This is a genomic window from Pistricoccus aurantiacus, assembly GCF_007954585.1.
Classification (GTDB): Bacteria; Pseudomonadota; Gammaproteobacteria; order Pseudomonadales; family Halomonadaceae; genus Pistricoccus; species Pistricoccus aurantiacus.
The window spans coordinates 2,453,673-2,474,866 of the sequence record NZ_CP042382.1 but is presented as its reverse complement, the minus strand read 5'-3'; the positions used below and the strand labels follow the sequence as shown (position 1 = coordinate 2,474,866).

At 56.6% G+C, this 21,194-nt stretch carries 21 protein-coding genes; 10 read left to right on the top strand and 11 right to left on the bottom strand.

From position 1 onward, the window contains the following. Positions 1-15 precede the first annotated feature (15 nt). The 3 genes from FGL86_RS11715 to FGL86_RS11705 form a co-directional block, all read right to left on the bottom strand. The gene (locus FGL86_RS11715; RefSeq protein WP_147184718.1) at positions 16-1,623 is read right to left on the bottom strand and encodes a hypothetical protein; all 1,608 of its coding nucleotides are present in this window, start codon (positions 1,621-1,623) and stop codon (positions 16-18) included. A 59-nt stretch (positions 1,624-1,682) separates the two neighbouring features. Beyond that, complete coding sequence (locus FGL86_RS11710; protein WP_147184717.1) at positions 1,683-2,498, bottom strand: hypothetical protein; 816 nt, start codon at positions 2,496-2,498, stop codon at positions 1,683-1,685. 90 nt (positions 2,499-2,588) lie between these two features. Then, positions 2,589-2,867: a helix-turn-helix domain-containing protein gene (locus tag FGL86_RS11705; protein ID WP_147184716.1), complete on the bottom strand. Its 279-nt coding sequence runs from the start codon at positions 2,865-2,867 to the stop codon at positions 2,589-2,591. Between FGL86_RS11705 and tnpA the strand changes: the two genes are divergently transcribed. Beyond that, positions 2,866-3,276: an IS200/IS605 family transposase gene (gene tnpA, locus FGL86_RS11700; RefSeq protein ID WP_147184715.1), complete on the top strand. Its 411-nt coding sequence runs from the start codon at positions 2,866-2,868 to the stop codon at positions 3,274-3,276. The genes FGL86_RS11705 and tnpA overlap by 2 nt on opposite strands. Before the next feature lie 181 nt (positions 3,277-3,457). Here the strand turns inward: tnpA and FGL86_RS11695 are convergent, their stop codons facing one another. From FGL86_RS11695 to FGL86_RS11675, 5 genes are all read right to left on the bottom strand, one after another. After that, positions 3,458-4,714 (bottom strand): type II toxin-antitoxin system HipA family toxin, encoded by a 1,257-nt coding sequence (locus FGL86_RS11695; RefSeq protein WP_147184714.1) that lies wholly within the window; start codon positions 4,712-4,714, stop codon positions 3,458-3,460. Then, complete coding sequence (locus FGL86_RS11690) at positions 4,701-5,039, bottom strand: helix-turn-helix domain-containing protein (RefSeq protein WP_147184713.1); 339 nt, start codon at positions 5,037-5,039, stop codon at positions 4,701-4,703. Before FGL86_RS11690 ends, FGL86_RS11695 begins: the two co-directional genes overlap by 14 nt. Before the next feature lie 763 nt (positions 5,040-5,802). Beyond that, positions 5,803-6,342, bottom strand: a complete 540-nt coding sequence (locus FGL86_RS11685) for a hypothetical protein (protein ID WP_147184712.1) — start codon at positions 6,340-6,342, stop codon at positions 5,803-5,805. Between the two features lie 474 nt (positions 6,343-6,816). Further along, a complete protein-coding gene (locus tag FGL86_RS11680) occupies positions 6,817-7,149 on the bottom strand; it encodes a hypothetical protein (RefSeq protein WP_147184711.1) in 333 nt (110 codons plus the stop codon). Continuing rightward, positions 7,149-7,322, bottom strand: coding sequence for an FAD-dependent monooxygenase (locus tag FGL86_RS11675; protein ID WP_186764391.1), 174 nt, complete (start codon positions 7,320-7,322; stop codon positions 7,149-7,151). Before FGL86_RS11675 ends, FGL86_RS11680 begins: the two co-directional genes overlap by 1 nt. 224 nt (positions 7,323-7,546) lie before the next feature. Between FGL86_RS11675 and FGL86_RS11670 the strand changes: the two genes are divergently transcribed. From FGL86_RS11670 to FGL86_RS11660, 3 genes are all read left to right on the top strand, one after another. Then, on the top strand, positions 7,547-7,960 hold the full coding sequence (locus tag FGL86_RS11670; RefSeq protein ID WP_246131799.1) for a YciI family protein: 414 nt from the start codon (positions 7,547-7,549) through the stop codon (positions 7,958-7,960). Positions 7,961-8,025: 65 nt separating this feature from the next. Further along, complete coding sequence (locus FGL86_RS11665) at positions 8,026-8,298, top strand: YciI family protein (RefSeq protein WP_222433850.1); 273 nt, start codon at positions 8,026-8,028, stop codon at positions 8,296-8,298. A gap of 385 nt (positions 8,299-8,683) precedes the next feature. After that, the gene (locus FGL86_RS11660) at positions 8,684-9,061 is read left to right on the top strand and encodes a hypothetical protein (protein ID WP_147184707.1); all 378 of its coding nucleotides are present in this window, start codon (positions 8,684-8,686) and stop codon (positions 9,059-9,061) included. A 94-nt stretch (positions 9,062-9,155) separates the two neighbouring features. Here the strand turns inward: FGL86_RS11660 and FGL86_RS11655 are convergent, their stop codons facing one another. After that, entirely contained in the window at positions 9,156-9,521 is a 366-nt protein-coding gene (locus tag FGL86_RS11655) for an amidase family protein (RefSeq protein ID WP_222433849.1), read from the bottom strand. Positions 9,522-9,772: 251 nt separating this feature from the next. Here FGL86_RS11655 and FGL86_RS11650 point away from each other — a divergent pair, with 251 nt between their 5' ends. The 6 genes from FGL86_RS11650 to FGL86_RS11630 all read left to right on the top strand — a co-directional run bounded on the left by FGL86_RS11650 (position 9,773) and on the right by FGL86_RS11630 (position 18,693). Continuing rightward, positions 9,773-10,969, top strand: coding sequence for an IS4 family transposase (locus FGL86_RS11650; protein WP_147184705.1), 1,197 nt, complete (start codon positions 9,773-9,775; stop codon positions 10,967-10,969). 813 nt (positions 10,970-11,782) lie between these two features. Then, positions 11,783-13,804 carry an alkaline phosphatase family protein gene (locus tag FGL86_RS11645; protein ID WP_147184704.1) on the top strand — a complete coding sequence of 674 codons (2,022 nt, stop codon included), beginning with the start codon at positions 11,783-11,785 and terminating at the stop codon, positions 13,802-13,804. A gap of 1,045 nt (positions 13,805-14,849) precedes the next feature. Beyond that, positions 14,850-14,987, top strand: coding sequence for a hypothetical protein (locus FGL86_RS17945; RefSeq protein WP_186764390.1), 138 nt, complete (start codon positions 14,850-14,852; stop codon positions 14,985-14,987). A gap of 853 nt (positions 14,988-15,840) precedes the next feature. Next, positions 15,841-16,521 carry a hypothetical protein gene (locus FGL86_RS11640; protein ID WP_147184703.1) on the top strand — a complete coding sequence of 227 codons (681 nt, stop codon included), beginning with the start codon at positions 15,841-15,843 and terminating at the stop codon, positions 16,519-16,521. Positions 16,522-16,906: 385 nt separating this feature from the next. Then, entirely contained in the window at positions 16,907-18,349 is a 1,443-nt protein-coding gene (locus FGL86_RS11635) for a hypothetical protein (RefSeq protein WP_147184702.1), read from the top strand. Continuing rightward, positions 18,346-18,693, top strand: coding sequence for a hypothetical protein (locus FGL86_RS11630; protein ID WP_147184701.1), 348 nt, complete (start codon positions 18,346-18,348; stop codon positions 18,691-18,693). The genes FGL86_RS11635 and FGL86_RS11630 overlap by 4 nt, the downstream gene beginning before the upstream one ends. 325 nt (positions 18,694-19,018) lie before the next feature. Here FGL86_RS11630 and FGL86_RS11625 read toward each other — a convergent pair whose 3' ends face one another. Both FGL86_RS11625 and FGL86_RS11620 read right to left on the bottom strand, forming a co-directional pair. Then, entirely contained in the window at positions 19,019-20,338 is a 1,320-nt protein-coding gene (locus tag FGL86_RS11625) for an IS1380 family transposase (RefSeq protein WP_147184700.1), read from the bottom strand. Positions 20,339-20,995: 657 nt separating this feature from the next. Beyond that, a complete protein-coding gene (locus FGL86_RS11620) occupies positions 20,996-21,172 on the bottom strand; it encodes an integrase core domain-containing protein (RefSeq protein WP_147186180.1) in 177 nt (58 codons plus the stop codon). Positions 21,173-21,194 lie beyond the last annotated feature (22 nt).

Sequence of the window (21,194 nt, the reverse complement as noted above, 5' to 3'; positions counted from 1 at the left end):
TCACGAAAGCCAAGCTCAAACCACCATCACATGTCCATCCGGTACGAACGGGCAGTCATCCTCGTCGAAGGTGATGATGAGCTGGTGGGTCAGCACCATGCCGCCGATGATCTGGGCAGCTTGCTCGGGTTTCATGTCGGGGGTCGCGTGGTTGACGTCTTGGGCAATGACGAAATAGCGCCAGAGCCCGGCCTGGGATTGTGAGAAGTAGCGCCGGCCAGTGTAAGTGCCGTCGTTGGGCTTGTCGTCGGCATACGAGCCGTCATCCTGCAGCAAAAGCTTCATCGACTGCCCTGCCGGCCCGATCAGGAAGCACTGGACGAAGAGATCGGTGCCCCTGAACGACTTGCCGCCATGATCGGCAAATCGTGCCTTGATCGTCCATTCGCCGTCCTTGACGAAAGAGCGGGCGATTTCGGGTGCCTGGATATCGTAAGACGAGGCGACGTGGATATTATGATTGAGATCGTCGGCCGACGCCTCGTAGACGGCCCGATCCGTCACCCGTTTATAGTGCCATTGCGCCCGCACGGCGAAGGGCTTGCCGAGGGCGATCGGCTCGGGATAGCCGAATTCGATACGCATCAGTTCCTTATGAGTCAGCTCGCCCGCGCTGGGTGGCGTTGCATCCTGACCGCGGCGCATCGCATCGCGCGCATCGCTCAGGCCTGCCGCAGTCGCGGCGGCCGCGGCTGCGGCGACGAGGGCTGCGGCGATCGGGCTGGTACCCCCACCGCTGGCACGGACGCCGCAGCAATCGTCGACCGGGCTACCGGTATCGCCCGACCCGCCGCCGACGGTAACGCTGCCGGTCCCGTCGACTGCCTCGGCAATGGAAGCACCGATCAGCAGCAGGACCGCAATGACGCAAAGGACGACTTTCCACCAGGGATCCTGAAACGGCAGATCGGAATACTGGCCGGCATAGGGCGGTGTCGGCGTCCAGGTTGTCTCCACCACATGCGGCAGATAGCCGGGCGGGCAGAAACGGTAGTTCGGCCCGAGCTTCTCGAAAAGCTCCGTCAGGCTGGTAACCATCGTCTTTGTCCGCTTGACATTGCGCAACCGACGGTCATCGGTATCCGGGGCAACCCGATCGGGATGACGCGAGTCGTCTCGATGTTCGTGGCAGCAGCAACAGCCGCAGGGATTGCGGTCATCGTCCTTGCAGTTGCGAATCGGCCTGACAAGATCGAGAAAGTTGGCCGAGAGCACGCCTTCAGGCGTTTCGGCATGGAAAGTGTGTGTGATGGGATCGAAGGTCAGACCCATGACGAAGACCTTCTTGATCGATCGGCTCTTCACGCCGGCAGCATCCTCGACGATGAAACTGATCTGATGCGTACCGCTGGGGCAGTTGGTGAAGTCCGCCTCCCATTGCTCGACGCGCGCCGCGCCAGGGGCGATATCGGGCAGAAAGCGGGTTCCGGGCGTATAGACGATGCCAGGATGTGAGACGCTTTCGACATAGAGCTTGGGCCCGTTAACCGCACCCGCACCGGCATTGCGTACCTGCACGTTGATGTACTGCTTGCCGAGCATCGGCACGAAAATGCCATCGGGCAGCATCAAGCCAGTGATAAAATCGGAAGCGAAGGGGCGATTGGGGGCGAGAACGGCCATGGCGGCCTCCTTGACAGCGGTCGAAAATCCGGCCAACAAGGATTGGTCGGACCTATCAGCTACTCATTCAAGACCAACAGCGAAACGCCGCCGACAACTCGATCACCATGGCGCTGGACGATGTGAAGAAGCATAGCGTCACCTTCGATACGCCCGATGAGAGTCTTCGAACATCGGCGATGACCTGCAATCGACAATTCCAATATCTCTTGCTTTTGCTTGGCCTCGTCGAGCTTTTCCTCGCCTGGGCAACGCTTATCGACAAACGCGATCGGCCCGAGCTTACCCTGACTACAGGGCATCTTGATCTTCATGCGCTTGGCCAGAGGTTCGAGCTGGCGAAGTTCGCCTTGGCGAAGTTCGATGTGAAACGTCCGCTCGTCGCGCTGCGCGTTATGAATCTCGAAAGTGAAGTGGAAAAGACCGCGCAACGCCTGTACGACCGTCAAGTTGCGCTGCGCTACATGCCGATCGGTCGGCACGTCGAAGTCCGGTGTCGAGGGCAGTGGATCGAGCGATGGATGAAAGGCTTCGGCCAGCACGCACTCGTGCCCGTCATTGATGAACTCCGGTACCCATGGCGTCAGGCAGAGCACATCGGCGGCACCACCACCACCCGCGAGGTTGACGTTGGCGGTTCCGACAAGATTGGCGGAGTTACGGTCAAAGCCGGTGGCAGGATTGGCCCAGTAGAAGCGCACTGTCGCATTGTTGACACTGCTTGAGCCATTGTTTCTCACCCGGCACCAGAGATAACAAGGCTGGCCGACGATGGGTGTTCCACTTGAACCTTCGGGATTATCGCCTGGAACGGTCCAGATGTCCGGGCTAAGCCACCAAGGGTCACCATCACGAACTTCGAGCTCGATCGACATCTCACCCTCCAGCGCATGTCCCACCTAACCTTAGTGTTAGTACAGTTGTGGTAACTGGTCAATTTGAAATTTACAACCCCCATAAAATCTCTAGCAGAGGAACAAAAAGCGGATAGAAACCAAGGTACAAGGCAGCGCTTTGTACTCAGGCAGCGCCTCTCTGATCCGCGTCAGGCTGGCTTGCTGGTCATTATAAGAAATAGTTTTACCGCACTTTCGGTACGCCTCGATGCGTTCCTGGAGCGCGGCATTATAAAGCTGTTGATGCAGACGCAAGCACTCAAGCAGCGCGGATTGCTGCTTGGGTTTGGGATAAAGCTTGTAGGTGTACTTGCGTAATGTCATGCCTGAAATATAATTGGTTACCATGACCAAAACAACCTTGAAAGCACAGAATCACTGCATTTACAGCATAAAATACCATTTAGTTATGGTGACCAAGTATCGACGAAACGTCATTAATGCCGCGATCCTGGAACGCCTGACCGGACTCATCAGCGAGCGGATCATGGCCTGGGAAGGTGAGTTGATCGAGATAAACGGCGAACCGGATCATGTGCATATCCTGTTTGAGTTGCCACCAAAATTCGCCGTGTCCGACTTTGTGAACGCGCTCAAGACCGGCACCAGCCGACGAATCCGCAAGGAATTCTCGACGCATCTTCGCCCGTTTTATGGGAAACCGGTGTTCTGGTCTCGCTCTTACTGCGTGGTCACCTGCGAAGGCGCTCCGTTGTCGGTGATCAAGCAGTATATCGACAATCAGCGCGGGGCTTGACTCCCACCAATCAGAGATTGGAAGGAGAATGCGCCCCGCCGTTGTTCAAACATATCAAGCGCCACTACTACTGCAGCCATCCCACCATCAACCCCAACCGACTCCTGACACTCCGTGCAGCGGCCTTCTGACAATGACGCCCGTGCCTTGGCCAGGAGTACGCCGCCAAGAGAGAGCTATCTCATGCTTTGGTATAGCCCTCCAACGCAAACGGATTCAGAAACTGCCTGCCCCAAAGGAGTTCGCGGTCGACCGGGCTAAGGTCAGCCTCGTCACATACATCACCCCAATGATCATGGATGGTCGCGATCTGGTGATTGATGATCTCACGGGCCTGAGCATGGCGCAGCCCGAGCCGCTCCGCGGCTGCCAGGCAGTGGACGAGCTGACTGCGGCGTTCCCGGTCATGCAGTAGCATCGCCTGAGTGGCTTCGCCACCGGTACGTGACTGCGGACAGATGTCGTAGGCCGGCGTCAGTCGATAGCTCACGCCATCCCAGAAGGCAGCATGGTTGCGTGCATGGTCGTCGGTATTGCCGCAGAGCACGTTGAAGACGATACGGCCGAGCAGCTCGCGCAGCGTTTGCCCTGGCTGGTCGAACTCGGCTCGGATCCGATGGGCGAGATCCTCATAACTGGCATAGCGGGCCATCATCTCGTCCAGACCGAGTAGAGTGAGGGCCGAGAGCACAATGTGCCTACCCCAGCCCTCAGTCGCCTTCTCTCTGTCGAAGCGCTCCACCAACAGGACATCCTTGCCTAGGGAGCGAGCCATCTCGACGGGAGCGACATCGAGCCCCGCCTGCCTGGCAAGCCGCATGGCAACGAACTCTGCTTTCACCACGCTGTAGAGATCGTTACTGGAAGAAAACTTTGCCACCAGCTTGCGATCCCGGTCGTCCAGTATGGCCTTAGGGCGGGCGCCGCCGATACTGCTGCCGTGCTGAATGGCCTGGTCCAGGGCCGGAGGCAGCGGTTCTCCTGCCTCCACATACGCTGAGGCTTCCTGCAATTCATCCAGGGTTGCGGCCTGGCTCTCTCGCGGCCAGTAGTCGGTGGACGATTGCTGGAAATCCAACGCACCGATCCTGCCCGATCCGGATTCCAGTAGGTAGACCAGCTCGTTGAAGTCGACACCATCAGCCGCTTCGCCTTTCTGCCCTGTCAGCCGGTTGATGATGACGCGACGCCCCCACGCACCGGGGGAGGCGTCGCGCAGGCAGGAGGGCAGTGTACCGTCGGCCTGCTCCTGGCTTCCGGGCTGAAGGGGAAGCTCGTCTGGGAAGAGGCTGATCGCATCATGGCGCGCGAGGTAGCGACGACCATAGGTAAAGCGATAGCGGTCCTGATCATCGCGCTCGACGAGACCGGCGACCACAGGGGATGTCTGTCCGGGAAGCCAGATCCAGACGTAGGCACGTCGACTAGAAGTCATCATCAATAGGCTCTTGGGGCTGACGACTAACGCGCTTAGGGAGCAGCGTCAGCCGCTCCCGCTGGGTCGTCTTTTCTCGCTTCAGTGTGTCCAGGTCATCGGTGAACAGCGACACACCAACCAGCGTTGCGGCTTCGAAGTAAGTCCCGATGGCCACTCGGGGAGAGCCCTTGGCGACCTGACGTATCGTGACCACGCCGACGCCAACCCGCTCGGCGAACTCGTCGCGGGTCCACCCTTTGCGTAGCCTCCCCTCTTCGATTAGCCCGGCGAACAGGCGCAGCGACAGGGACGCTTTAGGACTTAGGGTGACGCGTCTCGTTTTCATAGCGACATTATAGTATCGATATAAGGCTTTATCGATACTATAATGTCGTTTTCTTTACGTTCGGCGCCCACAAAGGGGCGCCTTGCTTGTTGAGACGGCCTTTCTCCCGGAAACATCCAGGTAATCGCGAACCGTTTCCGGGCTGTTCAAGGGTGTTTGCCGAGGCAGCCAGCAGCTTTCACGAAGCTGACGAGCGGCAGCCATGATCAATTCGGGCGATGCCGGTAGGTACGCCCCATTGGCTTCTTGAATCAGTAGTGCAGACATTTTCATGGCCTCATGAAAATGACCGGGCCGCCCCGACCGGGAGCAAGTCCCGGTCGGGAGTGGAGAAACCCGGCGAACCGGGTTTCAGGGGGTGGAGTGAAGGGTATTCAGACTGACAGACGATCGGGCTCGCGTCGAAATGGCTCCGATCGAGCCAACCGCTCCAGTCTTTCGTAAAGCCGATAGGCAGTTTCACTGGCTTGAGGCATTCGTATGTCTCGCCTGTGTGTCACTTCCCGATACAGTGCCGCAGCAGCAGCTGGAGCGAGGTCTATGTCATAAATGGCGCTCTGAAACAGCGCATGTGTGGGTTGAAACGCTTCGTCGAAATCCTCCAATACCGTAGAGATCATCAGCAATGTCTCTGTCAGTGTCGTGGGATCGACGCGGGAAAGTCGATCGGCGGCGATGATGTGGCCATTTTCTCTCTCCTTCGTGATGCGATGGAAAGAATCTCCACCGAGAACGCTTCCCGGTGAGATGATGGAACAATCGATCAGTGACTCATGCAGCGTGCAAGCACGCTGGCGTCCCAGGTATTGCGGTGCGTGTTCACCTTGCGAGTGCCCACGACCTGTCCCCGGTCATTGCGGATCGGTTGATCGATGACCACGGCCTTGCGTCCGAGAAACTCGAGCGCCACGGTGTCGCCAACCGTCAGCGGGGTCTCGAGCGCGATACGCTTGAGGTCGACTCCCCACAATGTCCTGTCGTCAATGCCCGCTGAGCGCAGCGTGATGTAGTAGCTGGGACGGTTCGTCTCGTCGAACTGGTAGAGCGCGCTGCCCAAAGCAACGATCTCGCCGCGGTGGGCAGAGGCGCCCTGTTCGGATGCCTCCTGCGTGGAAGGCGATAGGGGTTCGTCCGAGCTGGATTGTTCACTGAAACCGATGCTGACGAGCCCCAGGCGCTTGAGCGCCCAGAGCACCGCAAGCGTCAACCAGATCCACCGAAGTGGCTCGGGCAGAACCTGTGGCAGCATGAGCGGTATCAATACGACGAGCAGGAAGGCGTGTGAGCCTTTGAAAGGGTTCATGGTGCAGCTCCTTGAATCGAGTCGCTTGACGTCAGGAGACACACCATTCCCATCGAGGAAGGTATTCCTCCGGATGGGTGGTCGGCACGAGGCCGTAGGTTTGGAAGTGGCATCCAGCTCGGATGAGCGCCGTCTCTCGGGATGCGTTACAGCTTTGGGTGTTGCCCGAAGGCAAAGGCTGTTGGGCCTGGTCAGCGAACCAGGCTGCGTGATAACCGACACACAGCGAACGGTGTGTCACCTTGAAGAATAGGCCACACAGGCCTTCCTGGCAATTCTCCGTAAATCACTATACGTGGTATATCGAGGTGAGCTGTATCAACTACCGGTAATGGAGCACATCGTCCAGTCATGACACGAGGAACTGGCAGACGCGTAGAAGAGGAAAGGAAAGCTAATGGAACGCGCGCGATACGGCAACCCCACCGGGCCTCTAGTTGATCCCACAGAGTTCTTGGCCAGGGCTAGCGCGGATTATAAAGCCACTCTTATTGCGAGGCATGCCGACAGATTGTTGACTTGTAAAGGGTTTTCATTACCGACCCGAATACTACGCCTCGCTTTTACCATCAACATCTTGCGGATGATGCGGATTTTCTGGACTACTGTATTCTCACTGGCCGAAGCTCTACCAAAAGGTATCCACAACACCCGACGAGCAACCACCTCGTTATTCGCTGTAGCAGGCTGAAGGATGCTCTTGCGCATCTGCACCAAGACAGTATTAGTATTACCGTCAAGATGTGTGATCCGGTAATGCCCGGCAAACGTATCGCCATGATCGGCAATTCGGGCAATACGACGCACTAGGAGTGCGATTCTTTCAGGATATTGGCAGTGACGCCGCTCGCTTCGAGCAGCTCCAAGGACCGGGGATTGAAGAACTGCGTCCACGAGGTGGTACTCGGATGATCACTCTTGTCGACCAGACGGACGCCAACGCCGTGGCTGTCGAGAAACAGCGCCACCGCCAGGCCCACGGGCCCGCACCGACGACGAGAATATCGGGCGATGGTTCAGAGAATGCCGGCATCGGTTTTCTCCTCGAGCATTTTCCTTACGATCCAGTTTATAACCCGCCACGACATCCAAGACGTCTATGTGATGCTTGGGCCCAATGTCGATTTGCGGGCGCGCCATTCGTCGTCATCGTGACGCCGGGGTTTAGTCGCCGGCCCGATTCGAGGATAACACCGTGCGCTACATGATCATCATCAAGGCAACCCAGGATTCCGAGGCCGGCGTGATACCCGGCGAGGACTTGCTTGCCCGCATGGCGGACTATCACGAGGCGCTGGCCAAGGCCGGCGTATTGCTGGATGGATCGGGTCTGTTGCCCAGCTCGACCGGTTGGCGGGTACGTTATGACGGCGACAAGCGCACGGTGATCGATGGTCCGTTCACCGAAACCAAGGAGCTGATCGCCGGCTATACCCTTATTCAAGTCAGAAACCGCGAAGAGGCGGCAGAATGGGTGCGGCGGTTTCCTAATCCAGCAATTGATGGTGGCGAGGCGGAAATCGAGGTGCGCCGCCTGTTCGAGTTGGAAGATACCAGAGACTCACGGGCCGTCGATCGCTTGAAAGCCTTAGGTATAGGTGGCGAACCATCGGCCTGACGATAGAGGCACGGGAAGATCGCGAATCACGCAGCGAAGACGAAGGCCGGGCGCTATATGACGAGATGGTCCGCTTTGGCGAAGACCTCACCGCCCGCGGGAAGCTGCTGGCCAGCCGCTCGCTGCGCCCGGACAAGTATGGCGTTCGGATTCACCAGCGCGGCACCAGGTTAACGCTATTGGATGGTCCCTTCCCCGAGTCCAAGGAGATGGTCGGCGGCTTCTTCCTGATCGACTGCGCCGATCGAGAGGAGGCCATTGCGATCGCCGGGCAGTTTCTGGCCGCGCGTTTCGCCACCGTCGAGGTGCGTGAATGCGCGCCCTGCTATGTCGGTTGAGCGCTACAAGCTCACCATATCCTTACTATGAGCTGATGAGCATACTGGTCGGCAGTGAGCCTTGGCATTGTTCAGCCTAAATGTTGGTAACCTTTCCCCCATAAACCGGTCCACTGGCAATGTGAGATTTCCGCTACGTTTATCCTAATAGCAAAAGATCTCGCGATGAAGCGTAACCGTCATACGGGAAAGTGGTGACTCCCGAAGCGAAGCGGCGGGGGGGAGCACCTGGTGACAGGCGGCTGGCTAAGCCAGAGGCATGTCTGCCGATGGGTGGGCCTGTCACGATCGGTGGTCCGCTACCAGGCGATGCCGTGTAACGATGAGCCGCTTCCGCGTGCTGAACATCGTGGATGATTTCAGCCGGGAATGCGCCGGCTAGCTGATGGATACGTCCATTTCTAGGCAGCGCCTGGCCAGACTCCTGGACAATATTGCGCCGCAGCGCGCTCTGGCCGTGTCGATTGTCTACGATAACGGCCCCGAGCTGATCAGCAAGGCGATGTTCTTCTGGGCACGTGAGCGGAAAAGCACGCTGGCCTTCATCCAACCGGAGCAGGTCCCCGCCTGGTTTTTGGCCATCGATCATGAGCTCTCGAAAATGATGCCCAACCTTCAGTCGATCGAGCTGCAAGCCATGGGACATAACCCGGCCACAGAGTGCCGCTCTACCGTGATCGACGCTTTCCTGGCCGAGCCAGACGCCCCGGTCGACACGAGCTGTCGCACCGAGGTGGCGCTTGAGGACTGGCAGTTGAAATAACGCGATCCGCAGGGCAGGTCCGGCTAGCCCAGGCTTAGGCGCGTCGAGTAACCGAACCGCTCTTGGTTTGGCGTTAACGTGGGTGCGCGATACCCTAGGGGAGACCGACGCGGCCAGGGGAGCGCTCTGGCGCGAGCGATGCGGACGCTGGTTCAGGGGAGCTGAGCGGTCCATGGGCTCCCCCTTGGGCAAAGGCGCGCTCCGCTTCCATGGCCAGTATCACTATGTCCGAGCCGCCTGCGCCCATCAGTTGAAAGCCGATGGGAAGCGAGGTATCAGGGCTAGTGAGAGGCAGTGATGCGGCGCACAGTCCGAAGTAGTTGGTCGACTGAGTATTACGGGTGATCCCAAGCGCCAGCGCCAGGCCGCGCTCGGTTTCGACGAACTCCTCAAGGGAGGGCGCTGTTTCCATCGTGATGGGACTTATCCAGGCATCCATGTTGGCGAAATGTGCCGCCATCGCCCCGCTGCTCGCATGTCGTCGTGCCTCCAGGATCAGGAAGTCTGCCGCTCGTGACTTAAGTCCATTGGCGCCAGCCTGTCAGAGACATCATCGAAAGGCATGCCCAGGCGGGCCTGCCAAGAAGCAGGGGGTTAACGCTGATGGATCCCCAGGAAAGAAGCAGTAAAATCAGAAGGATATAATTGAAAAGGCCTGCATGGATTGGCATGTTGTTAATCGCCAAACCAACAATATGCCGAAGGAGATCCATGCAGGCCCCTCGATTCTTGCATACTCTGCTGACGTCATCACTCCCCTCGATCCATGCCAAACGCTTGCAGACACTGCTCGACACGGTGGGGGCCCTGTTGAGCGAGCGCCGCCTGGGCTTGACCGCCCTGGGGCGTGCCTTACCGGGACCGGTGGATACCAAGCATACCATCAAGCGGGTCGATCGGTTGTTGGGCAATCCTCATCTTCACCAAGAGCGGCCGTTATTCTATTGGCTCGTGGCCACCCTGCTGGTCGGCCACACGACACGCCCGCTGATTCTGGTGGACTGGTCGCCGATCGATGACCGTGGCCAGCGGTTCCTGCTGCGTGCCGCCGTGCCATTTGCCGGGCGCTCCTTGCCGATTTTCGAAAAAGTCCACCACAAGGATGGCTGCCAACACTGTGAAGCGTACTTGCTCGCGGCCTTGGCCGAGATCCTGCCGGCCAAGGCAACGCCGATCCTGGTCACCGATGCGGGCTTTCGCAACCCGTGGTTCAAGGCGGTCGAGGCACGTGGTTGGTACTACGTTGGCCGGGTACGCAGCCCCACGCGCTGCCAGGTGTCTGGCGGCGCGTGGCGACCTGTGACCGCCTTGTTTCAACACGCGAGTTCGGTACCGCAATCGCTGGGGGCTGTCGAAATCGCCGAGAGCAACCCGCTGACCACCCACCTGGTGCTCTATCATCGGCCGCCGAAAGGGCGAAAGCATCGCAATAAGCGAGGTCAGATCTCCCACGACGGCCGCAGTCAGGCGATGGCCCAGCGCCAGAAGGAACCTTGGGTGCTGGTCAGCAACCTGCCGGAGCGCTCCACGCTGGCGGACAAACTGGTCGCTATCTATCGGCAGCGCATGCAGATTGAAGAGGGCTTCCGTGACATCAAGAGCCCCTTGTTTGGTCTGGGCTTCGGCATGCACCAGTCTCGCCAGAGCAAGCGCATCGAAATCCTGCTGCTGATCGCGATGCTGGCCAATGTCGTCGTGATGGTGGCCGGCCTGCAGGTCCGTGACAGCGGTCAACAGCAGCGCTTCCAGAGCAACAGTATCCGGCACCGGAACGTGCTCTCCGTATGGCGCTTGGGGCTCGAGCGGCTACGGCGTCGTCGTGTCGATGCTGCCCCTTGGCCTTCTTGGAAAGCGCTTCAAGCAAGCCTTCAGGAGGAGGCCAGGGGGCAGGCCTTATGCGACGGATAGCCGAAGTTCGTGGGGATCCCTCAGGGGTTAACGTCATTTTGCCGCCTATAAGGAGCGCGGAGAGCTGGACATAAACCATCGCCGCATCTCGGGCGGAACGGCTCACCAGCCCGATCGAGTCAACCACTGGAACCAAAGGAAAGGCGCCAGCCGTCGACCACTGCCTATGCGCTGAATGGTGAAAGATTCGTGGAGACACCTCAAGTGTTAGGCGCATTTTACTGTGGCGTAGAGTGACAATCCTGACTAAATTAAAAATGCCAATCACCATGATCCATCGCGCGACTCGCGTATCTTAAGGAATGGGCAGGTTGAACCTTTGGAAGGTGAAAATAACTATCGTGCATCGGAAGATAGGGGCGGTAGCGCGACGAAAGCACTGTCATTTTATTCTTGCTTGCGCCTTTCCTTTTGCCTTGTCAGCCTGCGTACGCCGGCAAGGCCTTCACGCAGCACATCCCTATAAAACTGGGTAGTTTGCACGCTTGATATCCGAGCGGCTCCTGTACCTGTCTTGGCTCAGCAAGAGCGTCTCACACGCATGGAGGCCCTTTGCCATTAGTTTCTGCCGCATCGGGAAACTGCGCCGTATACATCACCAAAGAGATCAAAGAGCTTGCAGTAGGTGCTCTTCGCACTATCGGATGGGGCTTCCCACTTCTCTGGTAGCACCAGCCTCCCCTGCCACAATATTGCTCAAGCACCGCGTGACAAACCACTGCCCGCGAGAAAGGCTATGAACAGCAAGTTAATGACGAGCAAAAGGACTCGCGCCAGCACACCGTGCGGTGTGCTCAAAGAGAGAGGGCCATCATGACACAAGGTCCGGTCACACTATTCAGCGATCGACAATTTACTGGTTCGGGCGTGCCTCTCAACGAGGGCCACACCAGGCTCACAGCTGACTGCAACGACGTCGCCTCTTCGATTCGCGTGGCGCCAGGCTACTGTGCCGTTCTGTACGAGCACGCCAACGAGTTCGGTGGCTACGGTGCTTCGATCGAACTACTCGAGGATTGCCCTGATCTTTTGGTGTACGGCTTCGCTAAGAAGACCTCGTACGTGCACGTTTTTCGAACCGAGCGCGGGGGATTCATTTGGGTGCGCGGTGCGATGCGTGATGGGCAATTTGTAAGCGGTCATTGGGAGCGGAAACGAGCAAGGGACGGAAAAGCGATGAATAGCGCGATGGCCGGAGTGGCGCCGCCTGTTCCGCCGCGCACAGCACCGTTACCTGGCGGGGAAAGAGTCGTCGTGCGCGATCATCGGGGCGAAGCCCCTCGGAGGGTTCCAGGTCACAGCGGTTCCGATCCCATCGTGCGCGACCATCGTAAGTCCAAGATCAAGCACGTGTTCGTACTGATGCTGGAGAACCGCTCGTTCGACCACATGCTTGGGTTCTCGGGTATCACCGGGACCGATGCGGCGACCGGTCAGCCGACTTCCCTCGATGGATTGAATGGATCGGAGTCGAATTCCTACAACGGCGTCACCTACACGGTGCAGCCAGGTGCTCCGGACCGGGCCGAGCATGACCCATCGCATAGTTTTCCAGGTGTCCTCGAACAGCTTTGCGGCGAGGGGACCGTGTACGTGAGCGGACAGCCATACCCGCCGATCAACAACTCGGGATTTGTATCGGTCTATGCCAAGTCGCATCCGGAGTTGCCGAACGGGGCCATGCGGTGTTTTACGCCGGATCAAGTCCCGGTCATCACGGCTCTCGCGCGAGAGTTCGTCGTCTGCGATCACTGGTTCTCGTCCATGCCGGGCCCCACTGAGCCCAACCGCTTCTTCGTTCATGCGGCTACCGCCGGTTTCTTCGACAACGGACCTACGAAAACAGAGTATGCCGAAGCCTTCTCGAGCCCATGGTCCGGCATTGCATTCAAAGGTGGAACGATCTTCGATCGGCTTGATGAAGCCGGCGTTAAGTGGCGAATCTACAGCGACGACAGTTTTCCCAACGTCGCCTTGCTCAAAGGCGTCAGTCGGACGTTCGATATCGACGAGTTCGAGGATTTCCGCGAGGACGTTGCCTCTCCCTCCTATGACGCGGCATACACCTTTATCGAACCCAGCTACGACCCGCTTTCCGAGTTCGGGGGTGGCAACTCGCAGCATCCTCTCGGCAGCGTCAGGGCGGGCGAGATGATCATTAAAGAAACCTATGAAGCTCTGCGCGCCTCGCCGCTCTGGGGCGACAGCATGCTCATCATCACCTATGACGAGCACGGCGGCTTCTATGATCACCTGGCTCCCCCGTCGGCGCGGCGGACCGGTGCTACGGGGCGGAAGTTCGGGTTCACCTTCGATCAGCTCGGGCCGCGAGTCCCCGCGATCGTCATCTCACCGCGTATCCCCCGGAATCTGATCGACCATCGCCGCTACGAGCACTCGACGATCGTATCCACAGTGATAAGGCTCTTCGGCCTCAAGGAACTCACGAGCCGATCGTCGGCAACCTCGGACTTGAAGCCCCTTGCCATGCTCGATGTGCCGCGTTCCGATACTCCCACGAAACTGCCGGATCCGATGGGTGGGGCGATCGCCCGAGTCGTCGAGGTCTCCTTCGAAGCGACCGTAGCTGAACAGCCAGACAAGTCCATTGATGACGATCCGACGGGCAGGATTGCAGCCACCGTCGCGTCGGGTCTTGCCCAGCAACTTGAGGTCGCGCCGCCGAGTGAGCATGACTCGATTGTAGCTCGCGTCAACGCCCTGCGAACGCGCGCAGAGGCGCTGGAGTATTTGAAAGAGGTCCGCGTTCTCGTGAAAGCCGCCAGGCAAAGGGCGGGTGTCGAGCGAAGCGCCAGCGTTCGGGCTCACCAATGAGCCGTGAGATTGTGGCTGAAGGGGCCGCAGCGCATGTATGTCAGCATATTTTCCCATCCCATTGGCCGTGACCGGAGACGCCTGATTCCTTGTGCACCAAATGCCCCGCAGGGAACGAAAAAAGCCTTATAGGCAGCAGGTCAGCTTCCGATACAACGACAGTCGAGATATCCAGAGGTATTTGCTTTGCGTACCTACTCGCCAAGATTGATTGGGACGCGAAACAGAAGAAGAACATAACCAAGATCGTCACCATGGATGATGGTCAGTAGAGCATAAGCTATCCCTCTCGAATTTTGAAAGGACGTAAAGGGTCAGGGATGCATTGAATGCCAACTACCTGTTAATGAGAAAACTTAGACTGAAAAGCCTTATACGAGGAGAACATCATGGCATGCAAAGAACGGGTAAATGTCGTCGAGACGTATTGGACTGTTTGCTGGAAATGGATTTTTCCCTACCCCTGCAAGAAGTCGCGAACGGTAACTCGCTATCAATACGATTTCCTTCCTTGGCGCAGGAGATTCAGCTGGTCCCCCTTTAGGCGCAAGTACCAGGGTTGCTGTGGCGGATTGCTTTACGAGTGGGCCTATTGGACTTGGAACCCGTTCGGCACAGGCAACGGCCCGTGGGTCCACACCCTGTGGACGTACTTTTCCAAAGTACCGTTTGGCTCAATCGGCAACTGTCCGTTCAATGATGGTGGCGACATCTCGTAACATGGCCAGGGTTGGGGTCACGTGCCCCGCCCAGTTGGCTGGTGGCACATGCCTGTGCGATCGTGGCACAGTTCCGAGCGGCCAGGGGGTGCTGGATGCTCCCATGTTCATGTATCAGCGTGGCGAGGGCGCGATGTACCATTTTTGTCTGCCATTACCTGCGTGGGCCTATATAGCTCTAGTCAGTACAAACTTCATTGGTGCGCACATGCCCGCTAATTCAAACGTTATGTCACGGGACATAGACAACCACGCTGGATACTCCCCTGCCGCTTCATCGCGGAGAATCGTCCGTTGGATCGCGCAACTCTAAAGAGGAAGATGTCATGAAGAAAACAACAGATGTGCATGTAATAGCAATGCAAGTTGGAGACAAAGGTGTAGAAGTCATCAAAGATGTTTCAAACGATGAATGCATGCGTCTAGTGACGAAGATAGACCCGACTATAGCCAAAAATCTTTAGGATGCCAACGCGCGCATTTCAGCAATTCACGAACGTTTTCTGAACGATCCAGACTCCTTGGTCGATTACTACTTGCTCCAACATGCCCAATCCCAAGCGGACAAACTGATGAATTTGGAACTTGAAGACATGAATAGCGATGAGCAGCAAAAGAGGATCGAAGAGTACCACCGATACACTTCTATCGGTTCAGTGTTACTTTATAGAGATAACGACTTTCGAGGGGGTAGCAAATTTTATTCCGTAACATGGCCTAATTTTAAATGGTGGCCTTACCGCTTTAACGATCGGGCATCTTCGGCGAAAGCCTGGGGCGGTAATATTCTCTTTGAACACTCGTGGTATCGTGGTCGAAGACTATATCTTATCGGATATCCTTACTTCCAGCATCCAAGGTTCTCTGATTTTAATTTCAATGATATCGCGAGTTCTTATTGGAATTTCTTTTAGTTCTTCTCCAGCGGGTTGGTGAGGAAAGAGAAATCTCGAAAGATTTTGAAGTCCGCGATCGTAAACGTTCGTCGGTAGTGTCCACGGCGACCAAGTGGAACGCGAATGAACTTCCTGACGGATGCCGCTTACCGCATAATACCTGTTAGCGTATGAACAACAAAATTGAATCTATCTATTGCCATCGGTGGGGCAGCATCAACCGATATTTTGTGCTCCAAACTAAGCATACAGATTGTGCGGATGACGTAGATGACCTCGACCACGCCATAGCGTTTTCTCGGTACAACTGGACGCCGTATGAATGCGGCACGCCGATAAGAATCCGTGTCTGACGGCTCGAAGAATTCTTTCATATCGTTAGGCCGGTTTCAAGACAATCGATGACGATAAGGAGAGAAACATGGCCATACTTAAACTCATATCAATCACATGCATACAGCAGGCGGAGACTTTTACGGATGAGCTGTATGTAACCTTCAACGGCACAAAGCGATCGTTGCCCAACATGACTCAGGGTCAGACAAAATTCCTGGGCGACGAATTTCTATTCCAAGGATCGCCGCAACTGAGCTTGTTCGAGAATGATGGAAACCATTGGTACGATCGAGACGATTTTATCGACAAACACGTCATCACCGAATCGACAGCTGACGTAGCGCTCGATTTCGAAGCCACCAGCGGCAACGCCATAGGGGCACACTACGTATTAAATGTAAGCGTAACGGCGGACTCGGAGACCCCTAGGATGGCCATTCTCCGCCTTAGATCCATCACATGCCTACGGCAGGCGGAGACCTTCACGGATGAGCTGTACGTGACCTTTAACGGAACCAAAAGGTCATTGCCTAACATGACACAGGGCCAGACAAAATCCCTGGGCGACGAATTCCTGTTCCAAGGATCGCCGGAGTTGAGCTTGTTCGAGAATGATGGTGACCATTGGTACGACCGAGATGACTTTATCGCTAAACATACGATCAGCAGATCGCCAGCTGACTTGGCGCTCGATTTCAAAGCGACCAGTGGTAATGCTGTACCGGCGCACTACGAACTGAATGTCAGTGTGCTGCCAGGCCCTTAGCACTACTGCCTTAACCCAGAGGATGAGTACGCCTCCATCATCATGCACCCGCTCGGTAAGTATATGGACGAGCAGCGGAAATGGGCCCCCTGCCCTGGCCTCCCTAGCGCCTCTTTAAGCCGCCATGATTGAACAACGCTGCAATGAAGTTTAACGACTTCGGCATCATCATATCATCTACGTCACGACAGTGATGTATCGAGGTATTGCCCCAGATGATACCTGGTCTGCCCAGCCAATAGCGCAACAGTTTTTCCAGAAAACTATTAGGCGCAAGCAGAGCCCGGTAAAGCTGTCAGAGCATGCTTTCGACCGACGGGTGCATTCCTATAAGGGTCTTGTATTGCCAGTAACTTAGTTGCTAGGTGCAAGAAAGGAGAAGCATATGGCACAGAAGTATTGTCATCAGATCGGCGAGTGGGTGGAAGATAATGTCTCGCAACAAGTTGAGCAGTGTGTAAAGCGAAAATGTAAGTGGTGGTGCGCCTGCTGCAACAAATGGTTCTGCTCCCTGGTTTGGGTCATTGTCACAATAGTGAAATGGGTGGTTAAAAGCGTCTGTGAAATATTAGGTGACTTCTTCGATCTTCTCATCGCGATTATAAAGGGCGGCTGGGACATTATTGCTGGCATTTTTACATGGGACTGGAGTCGCATCTGGGATGGTTTCCTTAAAATCGTGGGCGCTGCAGGCGGCTTGATCGGAGATATAATTCGGACGGTTATCCTCCCATGCGGTCTCTACGGAGCATTTCGAGAAAGCGCTAATAAATGGCGTCTAATAAGCTATGCAGAAGATCTCATCGATAAAAGTTCCCGCTTCACCGATGACGACCGTTCTCAGATTAAAGAGGCGCTTGGTATCAATGGGGGTGGTTTCGGCTTGCGCTTGACTCTGACGAGTTACCGTGGCTTTGTTCGATCCGACTTCACAGAGCCAGGCGAAACCATTCCCGCCTTGGTCCGTTGGAACAATGAGACAAACCCTGCCATGAGAGTGGACCTTAAAAAGTTGGCAGGTTTTAGATGGGACAATTTTTTGCAAAGAAGCAAACCGGAGATTCGTGGCGACGTTTCATCTGAATCCGATATCGATTCATACTTGAATAATCCAAGCAGCAAGAGGTTTTCAATCTATGCTATGAGTGATTCCGCTCTCATCGACAGAGTTCACAATATCCAAATCAAGGGGGATACAATTGGCTTGAAGCTCGTTGTTGATCTACAGGACGTGCTTCTTACTGAACCAACCCAAGTGCAAGCTGTTATTACTAAAACTGACAAGTTACAAAATTCGTGTGAAGTGATAAATCTGCTGGCCGAAAACCCGTTCAACCGCGAACCTGCGGTTCGAGGATTCAAATGCAACCACCCTAATGATCCCAAGGACATCACTGCTGAAGAAAGGGCCAGGTATTTATTGTGCCAACCAGTCATCTTTGCAACCTTCCGTTTTCAAGCACACGATTCTTATACCGGCTACGCTGCTTGCATGTATTCAAGCACTTGTCTGGAGGGTGGTGGGACACTTGGAAACCATGGGGGCACCGGAGCTATTTATAGACATGGACTTCCGGATTGGGCGCGCACATGGGTACCCATCCACGAACTCGGGCATACCTTTGGACTCTGCCATGTGGATGGGTTAGACCGCATCATGGTCAACCCTAAGGACCGTAGTTGGTGGAGCGGATGGCTGGTGCCGGAATACCTCTGTTTTAGTGGCGAACCGCAGTTCACCCACGATGAGGCCAAAAAAGTGTGGGATTACATCATTGCGCACTTTCCAACAGACTGCCTCGCTAATAGGCGAATTGAGCTAACATGATGACGATGATGAACGATCGCATATTGCAAATATACCTGGAGTCTTTACCCGCCCATGAGGCGGTGGTTGTGAAGCGGCGGCTGGATAGCCTGCGCGAAGACTGTGGTTGCCGTTTCGGGTCGATTGTGATGCTCATCGTGACCATAAGTTGGGTCATTCATACGCTTTTGATGCCAATAGCAGGAAGAGCCTGGCAAAGCACCGTAGCTATCGGATTGGCTGTATTATTCGCCAGTGCACTGATCGGCAAGCTGGTGGGATTGGGTCTGGCACGTGTGCGCCTATATTTAGCGATGCGAAGGCTGCACCGCCGGCTTTGTGGCAAAGCCGCTCAAAAACGTTGAGTCCGGCATCGGCCGGGACACTCACGCATTCTTAGGCGATAGACCCGAACTAGAATATAAAAGAGTCAACGTGATCCAACCAGCGTCTCCCCATGGCGTGCAGCCGGCTGCCTCCAGTAGCCACTCGTACCTCGCCACCCACTTACGGCTGACACCTAGCCCGGATATTGCACCGGGCCGGCCAGACGCTCCCAGATTCCAGGCTCGGTGGGGATGATGGCGATCGGGGTTGGGATTGGCTATTTCTTGATCAATTTCCTGGCTTCAGGGCGCACTTCCCCCAACCCCCATGTCTTTTCTGTGCCGGGGACAGCACGCTGCGACGCTATCCCGGCACCAACTTGCTGGCCAGCTTCAGGAAAAGGTCTTGCTCGGGATACTGGCTGCTCAGCATCAACCGGATAGTGCGCGTGTTGCGGGTAATGACGGCGCCGATCTTCAGCAGCTTCAGGCGGATGGTGTTGACCTGGGCTTGGGCGAAGGCGGTGCGTTTGAGGTAAACCCGACGCATCCGTTCCAGCAGCAGGTAGGCCAGCCCCGAGAGCAGCAGCCGGTACTGGTTGGGCCACCACTCGTGACAACTGGTGCGGTCGGAGAACAGGAACTGCTGCTCCTTGATGCGGTTCTCCATCTCGCCCCGGGCGCAGTAGCGATTATCGTAGAGCCATTCGGCGCTGCAACCCCGCAGGTTGGTGACCACATAGCGGGTGTTGAAGCCGCGCCGCGTGGTCTCGGACTTGACGATCACCTGTCGTCGGCGTTTGTTCCAACTGCCGGCGGCGTACTTGATGAAGCCGAAGACACGCTGCTTCTCCCAGGTCTTCTCGAAGCGGATGGCCGACGCGTAGTCGATGTCTAGAGCCAGCTTGGCCAGGCGCTGGTTGCCGGCGATGCCGATGATGTAATCGACGCCGTGGCGGTCGCACCAATTGAGGATCAGCGGGCGGCAGAAGCCGCTGTCGCCACGGAAGACGATCTTCACATCGGGCCATTCTTGGCGCAGCCGCCGGACCAGCAAGGCGAGGATGGCGCCGGCGTGATGGGCGGCATCTCGCGAGGCCGGACGCAGATAGCTGACCAGCAGCTGGTCGCCACAGAATACGCATAGCGGCAGGAAGATGTAGTGGTCGTAGTAACCATTGAAGTGCCGTCCGAGTTGCTGGCCGTGTACTCGGTCATCGGTGGCATCGAAGTCGAGGTAGAGCGGCTTCTTGGGCGGCTGCCGGAACGAACGGATGAACTGCTCGATCATCTCCTCGTGGATGGCGACCGCCCAATCCCGGCCGGCCTGCTGTTCGAAGCGACACAGGGTCGACTGGCTGGCCAGCACGCCATCCGTATTGACGGCGGTCTGTAGGGCGATGTCATGACGCAGGGCATGGTGGTCGTTGAGATCTTCATAGCCCATCGCCAGGCCGAACACGCGTTGCCGGACCAGAGTTTCGGTGCGATGCAGGCAGCGCTGCGGGTCACGATCATCGCTGATCCGGCGGGCGACGGCGCGAGTCAGGCCCACCTCACGATCCATCTGCCGCAGCAGCAGGATGCCGCCGTCGGAGGTGACGTCACCGCCATCGAAGCTGGCGAGGATCTGACGGCCTTTGCAGCGTGGAAAGGCGGCGGTCGGCGTGGTACATTTTGTCATGGCGGCTGAGTCGGTTGGTTCTTGTATAGGAGCTTGAATTATAACCGATTTTCAGCCGCTTTTTGCATGTCTGGTGCAATATCCGGGCTAGCGTCCGCTGACCTTACTGCCTCCTTTATCGATATCAAGCGGGGGCGTCTCGAGAGACCCTAGTGATTGCTGCGTCTAACGCCAGCCCCGTGGCCGGCGTTGGTGCATTAGAGAGCTTAACTCATATTATCATGCTCGATCCGTCGCCGGATGCGCTCCAGAGTTATCCCTCTCTCCCGTATGCTCGGAGACGTTTCCATGGCATTGACGGGGCAAGAGACTTGGTGTCCATGGGAGATCTCCGTCCCAATACGTCGGATTGGGACTGTGTCTGGTTCATTTGAGAGAAACGCTCTACATGCGACTTTAGCAGGCGGGAGAGACCAGGCCCGTGGGGGGGGTGGATAGTAGAGCTACGTGTCAGGTAAGTCTCTGATCTGAAGTTTTCGTGTATTACCGACGCTCGGATCACTGACACGGATGACCCCATGGCAAAGCGCCGCTTCGTTGTACCTCTCACGGCAGCTGAACAGCAGACGCTGACCTCAGCTTATCATCACGGCGAGACGCGAGCCCTACTGACCTTCTCCCTGGTTTAGGACCACTTACAATGAGAAAACCGCTCCTTCATGCATACCGCTGGTCATAGGTCACGGGTGGCAGATAGTCCAGCAAGCTGTGCGGTCTGACAGGGTTGTTGCAGTGGGCTCTCCCTTGGTTGATTTCATGCCGGGCATCGGTGAGACCCAGAAACCAGTGCTGATTGAGGCATCCATCGTGGAATTTGCCGTTAAAGTTCTCAATAAAGGCGTTTTATGTCGGCTTA